This window comes from Agrilactobacillus composti DSM 18527 = JCM 14202, from assembly GCF_001436375.1.
GTDB classification, from domain to species: domain Bacteria; phylum Bacillota; class Bacilli; order Lactobacillales; family Lactobacillaceae; genus Agrilactobacillus; species Agrilactobacillus composti.
The window spans coordinates 770-13,532 of the sequence record NZ_AZGA01000052.1 but is presented as its reverse complement, the minus strand read 5'-3'; the positions used below and the strand labels follow the sequence as shown (position 1 = coordinate 13,532).

At 41.3% G+C, this 12,763-nt stretch carries 10 protein-coding genes; 7 read left to right on the top strand and 3 right to left on the bottom strand.

What is annotated here, in order from left to right; genetic code table 11:
* Positions 1–33 precede the first annotated feature (33 nt).
* Positions 34–1,062 carry a LacI family DNA-binding transcriptional regulator gene (locus tag FC83_RS07990; RefSeq protein WP_035454154.1) on the bottom strand — a complete coding sequence of 343 codons (1,029 nt, stop codon included), beginning with the start codon at positions 1,060–1,062 and terminating at the stop codon, positions 34–36.
* Between the two features lie 143 nt (positions 1,063–1,205).
* Here FC83_RS07990 and FC83_RS07985 point away from each other — a divergent pair, with 143 nt between their 5' ends.
* A complete protein-coding gene (locus FC83_RS07985) occupies positions 1,206–2,828 on the top strand; it encodes a glycosyl hydrolase family 28 protein (RefSeq protein ID WP_057002619.1) in 1,623 nt (540 codons plus the stop codon).
* 53 nt (positions 2,829–2,881) lie between these two features.
* Here FC83_RS07985 and FC83_RS07980 read toward each other — a convergent pair whose 3' ends face one another.
* A complete protein-coding gene (locus FC83_RS07980) occupies positions 2,882–3,850 on the bottom strand; it encodes an aldo/keto reductase family protein (protein WP_035454151.1) in 969 nt (322 codons plus the stop codon).
* A gap of 443 nt (positions 3,851–4,293) precedes the next feature.
* Between FC83_RS07980 and FC83_RS07975 the strand changes: the two genes are divergently transcribed.
* Genes FC83_RS07975 through FC83_RS07965 form a run of 3 tightly spaced genes read left to right on the top strand, consistent with a single transcriptional unit; the run spans position 4,294 to position 7,656 of the window.
* A complete protein-coding gene (locus tag FC83_RS07975) occupies positions 4,294–6,015 on the top strand; it encodes a YhgE/Pip family protein (RefSeq protein ID WP_035454149.1) in 1,722 nt (573 codons plus the stop codon).
* Between the two features lie 10 nt (positions 6,016–6,025).
* Positions 6,026–7,015 carry a cation diffusion facilitator family transporter gene (locus FC83_RS07970; protein WP_235184320.1) on the top strand — a complete coding sequence of 330 codons (990 nt, stop codon included), beginning with the start codon at positions 6,026–6,028 and terminating at the stop codon, positions 7,013–7,015.
* A gap of 53 nt (positions 7,016–7,068) precedes the next feature.
* Positions 7,069–7,656: a TetR/AcrR family transcriptional regulator gene (locus FC83_RS07965; RefSeq protein WP_235184319.1), complete on the top strand. Its 588-nt coding sequence runs from the start codon at positions 7,069–7,071 to the stop codon at positions 7,654–7,656.
* Between the two features lie 23 nt (positions 7,657–7,679).
* On the opposite strand, the gene FC83_RS07960 is transcribed toward FC83_RS07965, so the two are convergent.
* Positions 7,680–8,714, bottom strand: a complete 1,035-nt coding sequence (locus FC83_RS07960) for a LacI family DNA-binding transcriptional regulator (RefSeq protein ID WP_057002618.1) — start codon at positions 8,712–8,714, stop codon at positions 7,680–7,682.
* 329 nt (positions 8,715–9,043) lie between these two features.
* Between FC83_RS07960 and FC83_RS07955 the strand changes: the two genes are divergently transcribed.
* The 3 genes from FC83_RS07955 to FC83_RS07945 are packed head-to-tail and all read left to right on the top strand — an operon-like array spanning position 9,044 to position 12,701.
* The gene (locus FC83_RS07955) at positions 9,044–10,207 is read left to right on the top strand and encodes a galactokinase (protein WP_420805629.1); all 1,164 of its coding nucleotides are present in this window, start codon (positions 9,044–9,046) and stop codon (positions 10,205–10,207) included.
* A gap of 29 nt (positions 10,208–10,236) precedes the next feature.
* Positions 10,237–11,229 carry a UDP-glucose 4-epimerase GalE gene (gene galE / locus FC83_RS07950; protein WP_035454140.1) on the top strand — a complete coding sequence of 331 codons (993 nt, stop codon included), beginning with the start codon at positions 10,237–10,239 and terminating at the stop codon, positions 11,227–11,229.
* Positions 11,229–12,701: a UDP-glucose--hexose-1-phosphate uridylyltransferase gene (locus FC83_RS07945; RefSeq protein WP_057002617.1), complete on the top strand. Its 1,473-nt coding sequence runs from the start codon at positions 11,229–11,231 to the stop codon at positions 12,699–12,701. Before galE ends, FC83_RS07945 begins: the two co-directional genes overlap by 1 nt.
* Positions 12,702–12,763: the final 62 nt, after the last annotated feature.

Sequence of the window (12,763 nt, the reverse complement as noted above, 5' to 3'; positions counted from 1 at the left end):
CCTGTCTATTTTAATCATAATTTAGTTGTGATTTTAGTTACGGCGATCATAAACGGAACCCCGGACGATAATTTCTGGAGCAATATTTTGTTTATCTGGTTGTACTTGTTCAGTCGTGTCGTTTAAAAGGGCCGTTAGCTTGGTGATACCCAAATTAATGATTTGCCCTGTGGGTTTACGAACTGTCGTCAAACCTGGCAGCATGTATTTGGAATAAGCCATATCATCATAGCCAATAAAAGAAATATCCTCTGGCACCTGGAAACCTAATTCTTTACAGGCGTTAATTGCCCCAATGGCCATATCATCATTCTCACAAAAAACACAGGTGGGAATTTTACCAGATGTTAAAATCTGACGCATGGCCACATTGCCGCTTTTAGGTTTGTAATCGCCTTGTTTCACTAATTCTGAATCGATGGTTAGGCCATGTTGGTGTAATGTATTAAAGAAGCCCCTTGTACGTTGAGTGGTAGACTCAAAACTAGGGACGCCTTTAATCAAGCCAAAATTTTGATGACCCATCCGGATGGCATAAGCTACGATATTCTGGGCGCCAATGAAGTCGTTAACGCTGTAATTGGGAATATCATCCCGGGCAATCGGTCGGTTTAAAACCACAATGGGCATTTGGCGATCGTGGACTTCAGCAATAAAGTTATCATCTGACCGCGACTGGCTGAGTACAATGATACCGTCGTAGTTGTGTTCTAAGAGAGTTTGGTTATTGCGGGTGTTATTGATATCGTTGATAGCCAGGGCATAGCCACTGGGTAAAATGTGTTGAGCTTGGCTGATAACATCGGTTAAGAAGCTGGCCGACGTCCCTGTGGAAAGATCTGTAAAGAAGATCCCAATCATATACGAGCGCTTGGTAACCAAGCCCTTTGCGGTTAAGTTAGGCACATAGCCAACTTGTTTGGCAATTGCGCGAATTTTAGCTTTTGTTTCTGGACGAACTGCGGGACTATCGTTTAATGCCCGGGATACTGTTGTATGCGATACCTGTGCCATTTTGGCAATCGTTTTAAGCGTAACCTCTTGTTTTGGTATTGACCCCATAATTAAACCGCCTTTTCAAAAAATACCTATGAAATATATGATAAAGCACATTCCCGTTCTGTCAATATTTATAATCTGAGTAGCATTTTAGTCACATCAAAAAGTAGCATTCAATATTTTTTCAAAAAAAGAAGGGACAAAAAATGACCAATCAACCCCTAAATCTACAAATTGCCCCAGCAACCCTGGCAGCGACTCACTTAACCTTAATATGGCAAAAGCCTGGAGCCTATCAGCACATTGCCGGTTACATTATCTATCAAAATAACCAGGAAATAGGCCACCAGCGTGGCGCCGGCAAAACACATTACCTGGTATCAAATTTACAACCTAGTACCACATACCATTTTGAGGTTGTGACTATCTTAAAGCCCAATAAGGTCGCTGAAGCTGCGACTATCACTGCTGAGACGCCCAAAGCAGGGCAATTACGGGATGTGACAAAAGCACCATATTTTGCCGATCCAACGGGCCAACAATTGGCCACCGATCAATTGCAACAGGCGATCAATGATTGTCAAAAGGGGGATACTGTTTTGATTCCGAAGAACACCACCCTTTTGACCGGCGCCATTGATTTAAAAAGTAATATGACACTGCAAGTAGAAGGTATTTTAAAGGGCAGTTTAGATCCAATAGACTACACAATCCTACCCAAAAAACGGGCAGCCTATGGGGGACAGGTTAATGGGGATGGCCTAATTTTGACCCGCTATGAAGGCTGGGAAATGTATTGTTACCGGAGTTTAATCAACGGGGGCTATCTAGATCCGGCCAATCGACATAAAGTGACTTGTCAAAATATTCGAATTAGTGGGACTGGGCGTATTATCGGTGGTGGCAATACCTTAGGCACTGCCATGAAACAAATCTATGCCGATAAAGCCCGCTATCCCAAATATGTTTCTGATGGCATCGGTGGTCGGCGCGTCCGTGGCCGCTTATTAGGTTTCATTCAATGTGCCAATTTAGAGTTAACGCAAATTAGCGTTGAAAATCCACCTTGCTGGACGATTCATATGATTTACTGTGACACCGTAACGACCCATGGTATTCATATCCAGTCTCAAGGTATTGATAATGGAGATGGTTGGGATCCGGATTCCTCGAGAAACATGCTGATTTTTGACACAACTTTTGATACGGGTGACGATTGTATCGCCATTAAATCTGGCAAAAATCCAGAAGGTAATACAATTGCTATGCCCAGTGAAAACATTCGTATTTTTGACTTAAATATGCTTGGAGGTCATGGGATGGCCATTGGCAGTGAAGAATCCGGCGGTGTTTCTAATGTCACCATTCAGGATTGTCAAATCCAAAATACAACTTATGGCTTAGAGCTCAAAGCCTCAGCCAGCCGTGGTGGGTATATTCAACATATTAACGTCCAAGATTGCCTCGCTGATCGCTTAACAGTACGCAGTGTTGACTACAATGATGATGGTCCAGCAGCGTCCACGTTGCCCTACTTCCAAGACATTACAATTAGCCATACAATATTCAACGGTAGCGGTCCAGCTATTCAATTAACCGGCTTTACCAATGACAACCAGCCTGAAGACCACAACCACTATGTCCGCCGGGTCAAATTGCAAGCTATCACCCTGGATTTAACAAAGGGTAATACCAGCGAAATATATCTTAAAGCCTGTGAGGATTTACAATTTAAGGATATTAAAACCAACTTAGGGCAAAATCCAATCTATAAAATTGATACTAATACAGTATTTAATTTTACGGTTGATGCTGTCAAAAAAGCTTGAAAAAAAACAACCTTCTCAAGTCTAAGTGACCAAGAAGGTTGTGATGCAATTTATTAGCCAATTTGGCGATGAAATTTCTTAAAGTGAAACAGTTCATCGATCCGTTGATAATATTCTTCTGGAATATTTAAATCTATTGCTTTTAAATTATTATTCAATTGACTAGGCTTGCTAGCACCAGTAATTAAACTGGAAATTCTTGGATCGCGCAATGCCCAAGCCAGTGAGAAGGTTGCCAAGTCAGTATCTAACTCATTAGCCATCTTAACAAGTTCTTCAACTTTATCTAAATTGTCGTCGGTTAATAGCGCTTTGATTTGATCTTGATAGGTTGCACGCGAGCCTGCTGGAATTTTTTGACCCTTACGATATTTACCAGTTAGTAAACCTTGTGATAGCGGTGAGAAGGGCACAACACCTAGTCCAAGTTTTTCGCAAACATCCAAGGCCTCATTTTCAATATAACGGTCAAAAATATTATATTGGGGTTGGATCACAGACATCGGATGTAATCCGTGGGCCTGGATAACTAATTGGGCTTCTAAAATTTGAACAGGTGTCCATTCGCTGACGCCATAGTATAAGATCTTTCCTTGATCGACTAAATCACTTAAAGCTTGTAGCGTTTCTACTAAAGGTGTTTCGGGATCGAAACGATGGCAGAAATACAAGTCCAAGTAATCTGTTTGCATATTTTCCAATGAATGGGTAATGGATTCAAAAATATGTTTACGTGACAGGCCACGATCGTTGACACCCTTACCAACTGGGAAGAAAACCTTACTAGATAATACTAGTTCTTGACGGGGAAATTCCTTTAATGCTTTACCTAAGAAACGTTCAGCAGCGCCACCACTGTAAGCATCCGCACAGTCAAAATAATTAATGCCATGTTCATAGGCCAACTTGATACTTTGATCCGCCAAATCCTGTTTAGCTGTATCGCTGACATCAGTCATCCAGCTACCTAATGCTAATTCACTTACTTTAAGACCTTGCTTGCCCAAATGCCGATATTTCAAAAGTCAACACTCCTTGTCATTTATGATTGTCTCAACCATAGCACTTCAAGCACACTTGAAGTAAAGCGTTTTAGGAAAGAAAATAAAAATAGCTTTTATTTGAGGCGTTAGTTAACGCATCGGTTAAATCATTAAAATCATCATACTATTTTTTAGGTACGCCTTGTCTTCGCAGAAGTGGGAGACATAGACGCACTTTTTTGTTCCAGCTAAATAGTGCTCAAGTATGACTGGTGATCAACAAATAATCGCTTATTAAAATTGACGCTTTCGACAAAACTGTTCAGACGTAATGCTTAAATATAATTCTGATAGCTCAGGATATATACCAGAAAAACTATTTTTTTGCTTAACAGTTAACGATATATTGATTATTGCCTCTGCAAGGAGAAGTCATTACCATAGCCAATGAACATCGTGTTAATTTGAAAGGCGGTCTTTAAATGTTAGTCAGTGAATGGAAATATTTATTAAAGCATCGAATGATGTTAGTTGTGCTTTTGATGATTGCACTGATCCCGGCAATTTATTGTTTTATCTATCTTGCTTCTATGTGGAATACCTACGGCAAGATGGCTAACTTACCTGTAGCTATTGTCAACCATGATCAAGCAGTCAATTATCAGCACCGCCATCTGGCCATTGGCCGTAATTTGACAACCAATTTGGTGAAATCCCAGTCCCTTAATTTCAAACACATATCCGCAAGAAAAGCTAATACAGGTTTAAAATCAGGTAAATATTATATGGTGTTAACTATACCAACAAATTTTTCCAAGGATGCCACCACGATTTTATCTGCCCAGCCAAAGACCATGGCATTGTACTTTAAATTCAACTCTGGTCAAAACTTCATTGTATCAAAGATGACCAGCGGTGCAGCCACCGCAATCAAAGCCAAAGTTTCAGCCCAGGTCACAACACTTTACACCCAGATTGTTCTGAATGGACTAGGTGCTGCAAAAAATGGGATGGTCCAGGCGGCGCTGGGAGGTGCTGCCTTAACAACTGGGAGCCAAAAGCTCTTGGCAGGTGAATCGCAATTGAATAGCGGCACTACTGCATTATCTTCCGGGCTAAACCAGGTTAAGGCGGGGAATGACAAATTATTACAAGGCAATCAGACACTCACCAATGGGTTGACCAAATTAACAAGCCGTGCCCCGCAACTAGCAGCGGGGCAAACACAAATTCAAAATAGTTTGGTCAAGCTTAGACAAACTACTCAGCCTAGCAGCGCTGCGGATCTTGCCAACCTATTGGCAAGTTCACAGCAATTAGCAACTGGTTTTAAGGTCTATACCCAAGGTGTCACTAGCTTGGCAAGTGGTAATGCCAATATGGGCCAGGGTCTGCAGACGTTGGCAACTAGTTTACCCGCGTTACAAAAGGGTAGTGGGCAACTAGCAGCGGGCACCCAGACATTGACCCAAGGGACGCAGCAACTGTTAACCGGTAGTCAGACACTTACCACTGGTTTAACAGCCGGTGTGCAAAAATTACAAATCTTACACACAACATCCTTAAATGCCACCACCATGGCCCAACCGGTCAAAGCCCATAGCAGTGATATTGCCAAAGTGCCTAATAACGGCACCGGTATGGCACCCTTTGCCATTGCCATCGGTCTATATGTGGGGGGGATTGCCATTGGCACCATGTATGATGCTTTTTTACCCCACAAAAAGCCCAAATATGCCTTAACTTGGTGGGGGAGTAAGGCCTCAGTAGTGGGTTTAGTCGGTATCCTACAAGCCGTATTATTATTTTGGTCATTGACCCAAGGCAATCACTTACAAGTTGCCCAGCCGCTGCAACTTTTCTTAGTCATTTTGTTAGGTTCCTGGCTGTTCTTATCGTTGATCTTTGCTTTGCGCTTACTATTGGGCGGTTTTGGCACCTGGTTGATTTCAATTGTTTTAGTCCTGCAACTGGCTGCTTCGGGTGGACTTTACCCAACATTTTTAGTCAACCATTTTGCCCAGTCCTTAAATACTTGGCTACCAATGACCTATTTAATCAATGCGCTACGTAGCGTTATTTCAACCCATCAAGCCCTTCAAGGAGATATCTGGCTGATGGTCTTGATCATGATCGGGTTAAACTTGGCCATCATCTTGCGGTTTCAATTAAGCTTGCACCGCTTTGCTGAATTTGCATCGTAAAATGAAGGGCATGATGAAGATGTTTTTAAACAATAATAATCCAATTGGTATTTCGCAAGAAATAACAGCCAATAGTCGGAAAAAAGTTAAACAGGCTAGAATATTGTTGATACTTAATTTGGTGGTCTATACGGGTATTTCCTTAGCTGAGATGATCGTGGGGCATGCAGATCATACGACGGCACTAATTGCGGATGGCCAAAATAATTTGACCGGCATTATTTCAGTACTTTCTTTAATCGTTGGCTTAACTTTCGCCATCAAACCGTCTGATAGCTATCATCTAGAGGGACATTGGCAGTTTGAAAATCTTGCTGTTTTTCTTTCAGGTTTAATCATGTTTCTGGTTGGTTTAGTCTGTATCTGGAACGGCAGCACCAAAATAATGACTTTAGTGTTAGGTGAACAAACAATAGCACTAAAGGGGACAGCAGCTATTATGGCAGCCATTTCGGCACTTGTTATGGTTACACTGAGTCTTGTTAATCAATTGATCAGCCGTAAACTTCATAGTGCGGCTTTAAATGCCTCCGCCCGTGATTTTCTAAGCGATGCGCTAACTTCAACAGGCACTATGATCGCCATTGCAGTGGCTGCAATTTTTAGAATTAATTGGATCGATCCCTTAGCTGCCATTATCTTAGGTGGATTTATCGTTTATAACGGCTGTCGTATTTTAAGTGCGAGTGCTGAAAAGTTATCTGATGGGTTTAGTACAATCATTAGAACAAAAATTATTAGAAGCATCAATAGTATGAGTGATGTTCAAGCAATTACCTTTGTGAATTGCCGTTATTCGGGCAGTAATATTATCGTTGAAGCTGAGATTGTGCTGTCTGATTTATTGAGCTTGCAACAAGCCTATGGCATTTGTCAACGCATTCAAAAGGAATTAGAAATGCAGTATCCAATTTTGTATTGCTGTATTCAAGTCAAACCCTCCAAAAAATCTATGGTTGCCATTGAACAACCAGCCAAAATATTGTTCAATAGATTTTGAAATAAGCAGTCTGTTCATTTAGAGGAGGAACAATTATCGAAACGAATACAAAGATGCTTGAAACTGAAATAAAAATTCAGAAAGCTTTTGTTCAAATCATTCAAGAACAGAGTTTTGATAAGTTAAGTGTCCAACAATTAGCAAAAACAGCCCATATCAGCCGTGGTACCTTTTATCTCCATTACTTGGATAAGTATGATTTGTTGACCCATTATGAAAATGAAATCGTCACTGATATTACGGGTATTTTTAATCGTTTTCCAAAACCAAGAGATACCGTGGCGATAGCCACTGGTTTTGAGAACAATGCTTTTTATCAATTATTTAAATATTTATATCGCCAACGGGACTTGGCGGGTTTACTGCTTAGGGAGCCTGCCGCTGACTTGGTTAAAAAAGTGCAACAACTTATTAACACGGTTTTGCCCCAAACAAGCGCAGCAATTGGTAAATCTCCTGATTTTCCAGTATCCTTTGCCCAAGAAATTGTCACCAGAGGTATCATTGATTTCATCATCTTTTGGTTGACACAACCACCTATTCTGGCACCAAAGCCTGCTTACCTTATCTTTCAAAAAAGTCGTACCCTTACACCTAAACAGTTGACAGATATCGTCATTCAAGCAAAACAAGGGCACTAATCAAAAAAACTAGTCATTATTGGCTAGTTTTTTTGATTAGTAGCTGGTTGTTCAGCTTCAGACTCAGGGATAAAACTTTTACGCACAATTAATGTCGAGTCCAATAAGATGGTTTTGTGCGAAGTATCAGGAAAGGTGATGACCTCCCGTAATGTATCAATGGCAACTTGTCCTAGCTCAAGCAGATCAATTTTGAAGGTCGTTAATGGCGGAGAAACATATTTGGCGATATCTAAATCGTTGACACTGATCACAGCCGTATCTTGGGGCACCGTGATTTTGTTTTCATTAAAGGCTTGTAAGACACCCACAGCCAGTGGGTCTGAGCCAATCAAGAAGCCTTGAGGCAGCCAATCCCGCCCTAGTTGCTGAACGACTTGCATGCCAAGATTATAGCCACTTTCTACCGAGAAATCTGGACCAATAAAGGTCAGGCGATTATCAAAAATATTCAACTGCCGCATATAACTTTCAAAATATTTACGGCGAACATCACCTACTGGGTTAGTTCCTGTACTGACATTCCAATACTTACCACTGATCAAACCAATGGTTGTTCTACCGGCCATCCGAAACAAATCAATCGCATGTTCCGTTATATATTCCAAATTAGGTTGCACGGAAGTGAACTGGTGGGGATCTGGATTAGAATCTACGAAAACGATATTGCCAGACAAGTGTTTTATTTTATTAAGTTCTGCCTTTGAAAAACTACCTACTGCTAAAATACCATCGATATTATTGGGCACCTCATTAAGATCTCTAAATAAAGTCATCACCATATTGGCGGTGGCGCCAGAAGTTAAAATGTTTTGACGTAAATTGCTGTAATAGGCGTCTTCTAATTCCTTTCTGGGGGTAACAGAGAAAATAACGGCAACTTTAAATCCTGGCCCCTTCATTGATTTATTTTGATAATAATTTAAATTCCGCGCCGTTTTCAAAATACGTTCTTTAGCCGTATCAGAAATTGAAAAGGTGGGGTCATCATTCAATAGGCGTGAGACAGTAGCTGGTGAATACCCAGATTTTGCTGCAATTTCGCGAATTGTAGTCATTATAAGGACTTCCTCTCAGAAAATATTACTAAAATCAGTTCAGTTATTTGGTTACGTTTTAATTGTTTAACTGCTAATTAAAGCCAAAAGTTGGTAGCCCTGATGGAACGGCTTAATATTAAGTTTGATAGTATAGTGCTATTATAAACGAATTTAAACAAAGTAAACAGTGTTTAAGTTAGTTTACCAATATTTAGTAATTTAATTTACAAAATCGCTTACATTTTTGGTAAAAAGGGGTTATCCTTTAGAAGGAGTCAATTGCGTCTACTATATTAAAAATATGTCATATCATATTAGGAGAGAAAATTATGTCTGATACACAAGCAATCACTGTCGAATCTTTAAAAGCAGATTTTAAAACCCAATTCAATACCAATTCGGTTGGCACCTATTTTGCCCCAGGGCGCATCAATTTAATCGGGGAACACACCGATTATAACGGTGGCCGGGTTTTCCCATGTGCCATTAGCTTGGGGACTTATGCGGCCGTTGCCCCTCGGACTGATCAAACCGTGCGGCTTTATTCCGCCAATTTTCCTAAATTAGGAATTATTGAATTTGATTTAACAAATTTGAGTTATGATAAAAAGGACAATTGGGCGAACTATCCTAAAGGCGTTTTTCACTTCTTTAAAGAACATGGCTATCAATTAGACCATGGTTTTGATATTTTTGTAAATGGAAATTTGCCTAATGGGTCTGGTTTATCATCTTCTGCATCGATTGAGATGCTGTTTGGTAAAATTTTGACGGATCAATTTAATTTAACCATTGATCAAGTTGATGTGGTCAAAATTGGCATGGAAGTTGAAAACAAATTTATCGGCGTTAACTCCGGTATTATGGACCAATTTGCCGTTGGGATGGGCCAAAAAGATCATGCCATTTTATTAGACACCAATACGTTAAAATACGAATTGGTACCAATTAAATTGCAAGATTATAAAATCATTATCATGAATACCAACAAACGCCGGGAATTAGCTGATTCTAAATACAATGAACGGCGTAGCGAATGTGAAGAAGCCTTAAAACGTATCAATACCGTATTCAAAGTTGATTCTCTAGGGGCGCTTAATAAAGATACCTTTGATGAATATACCTATGCCATTAACGATGACACCTTGATTCGGCGGGCTCGCCATGCTGTTTTTGAAAACCAACGCACTGGTTTGGCCACCGATGCCCTAAAGGCAGGGGATCTTAATACTTTTGGTAAATTAGTCAACGCTTCTCACGTTTCTTTAGAATATGACTATGAAGTTACTGGTAAAGAATTAGATACGCTCGCGCATAGTGCTTGGCAAAACGGTGCCTTGGGTGCCCGGATGACCGGCGCTGGTTTTGGCGGTTGTGCGATTGCCATCGTTAAAGAAGATCATATTCAAGATTTCATCGCCAATGTTGGTCAGGCTTATAAAGCGGCTATTGGTTATGATGCTGATTTCTACATTGCAGAAATTGCAGATGGTCCTAAAAAACTGGCTTAGTTTCTTAAAATTATAAGGGGGTTCTTTTAATGAGTATTTTAGTACTTGGTGGAGCTGGTTATATCGGCTCACACACAGTGGATCGTTTAATTGAAAAGGGTTATGACGTGGCGGTCATCGATAATTTGATCACCGGCCATCGCCTGGCCGTTAATTCCAAAGCCCGGTTTTACCAAGGTGATGTGCGGGATCGTAATTTTTTGGAACAGGTTTTTAACGCTGAAAAAGTTGATGGGGTGATCCACTTTGCGGCCTTCTCCATCGTCCCTGAATCCATGAGCGACCCGTTGAAATACTTTGACAACAACACTGGGGGCATGATTACTTTGCTAGAAGCCATGCAGGCCCATCATATCAAGCGGATCGTCTTTTCTTCCACGGCAGCCACTTATGGTGAACCTAAACAGATCCCCATTAAAGAAACGGATCCCCAAGTGCCTACTAATCCCTATGGAGAAAGCAAGTTAGCCATGGAGAAAATTATGAAGTGGGCCGATGCGGCCTATGGCATCAAGTTCATTGCCCTGCGTTACTTCAACGTAGCTGGCGCCAAAGCCGATGGCAGTATCGGAGAAGATCATCATCCTGAAACTCACTTGATCCCCATCATTTTACAAGTGGCCCAGGGCAAACGGGATAAACTCAAGATCTTTGGCGACGATTATCCCACCAAAGACGGCACCAACGTGCGGGATTATGTCCACGTGGTGGATCTAGCCGATGCCCATATTTTAGCCATTCAACGTCTGTTGGACGGCGGAGCTTCTGACGCCTTTAACTTAGGGTCTTCCACGGGTTTTTCCAACAAAGAAATTTTGGAAGCTGCCCGCAAGGCCACTGGCCAAGCTATTCCCGCTGAAATGGCCCCAAGACGGGCTGGGGATCCCAGTACGTTGATTGCTGATTCCACCAAGGCCCGCAAAGTACTGGGCTGGCAACCCCAATATGATGACGTTGAAAAAATCATCGCCACAGCTTGGAACTGGACTAACAGTCATCCAAAGGGGTATGGAGATAAATAATGACAGAAAGAAATCTAGCAGAATTATTTGCTGATCAAATTATTGCATTGAAAACAACCTTTGCCCCAATGGACCGTATTTATTTGATCAATCAAATTTACCGTTTAGTGGGCGAAAAAAATTTAACCGTTACCCCAGACTTGCAAACACCGATAGATGTTGCCCAAGCACTGGTCCAAAGCGCCATTCAAAATGATAAAATCACTGACAGCACTTCTGGTCAAGAAATCTTAGAAGCCGAATTAACAGACTTTTATACCCCAAGACCGGCACAGGTCAATCATGAGTTTTGGAATGATTATCAAATCAGCCCTGAAAGGGCGACAGCCTATTTCTACGATATCAGTCGCCGTAATGATTATATTAAAACAGCTGCTATCGCCAAGAACATTAGCTATGATGTGCCCACAGAGTATGGGGATTTGGAAATTACAATTAATCTGTCTAAACCTGAAAAAGATCCTAAGGAAATTGCCAAGGCTAAGAACATGCCTAAAACAAACTATCCCATGGATCAATTGAGCATGGCTAATGAAGGTTATCAAGGCCGCAGTAATTTCCCAGCCCGGACAAATCACCGGATTATTCGCTTAACTTTAGGCGGTGAGACCTGGGGCTTCCAATATTCACCTTATGCGTATTTTGGTGAGCATTGTATTTTCTTATCTGATATTCAGCGGCCCATGCATATTGACACGGCAACTTTTTCAAATTTATTCGAAATTGTGCGCTTGCTACCTCATTATTTTGTGGGGAGTAACGCTGATTTGCCCATTGTCGGCGGATCAATGTTGAGCCATGATCATTATCAAGGTGGCCGGCATGATTTTCCAATGGCCAAAGCACCGGTGAAATATCCCTTTACCTTACCAGGTTTTGAAGATTTACAAGCTGGTATTGTGGCTTGGCCAATGTCGGTTATCCGCCTTGCCGGTAAAGACGTCCAACGTTTGATTGCGGCTAGCGGTCATGTCTTAGATGTTTGGCGCCATTATACCGATGACAGTGTCTCGGTCAGAGCTGAAGTGGATGGCCAGCAGCACCATACCATCACGCCGATCGTCCGTAAACGCGCTGATAATTTTGAAATCGATTTGGTTTTACGGGATAACCAAACTTCGGCTCAGTATCCAGATGGTATTTTTCACCCCCATCAAGATGTTCAACATATCAAGAAAGAAAACATTGGTTTAATTGAAGTTATGGGTCGCGCTATTTTGCCGGCACGTCTCAAATCCGAACTACATGAAGTGGAGAAGTACGTGTTAAACCAAGCCAATGATATGAAAGCTTATCATAAAGCTTGGGCTGATGACTTAAAGCAACGCCATGAGTTCACAGCAGACAATGTGACGGCTATCGTTGAACAGGAAACTGGTCTAGTCTTTAAACGGGTCTTAGAAGATGCTGGCGTCTTTAAGACTGATGAAGCCGGTCAAGCGGCTTTTAAAAAATTTGTAGAAGCACTATAAACCAAAGCTATCTCCGGGTGTTTCCATATACCGGAGATATTTTTTTGAAGGGAAGTACAAAT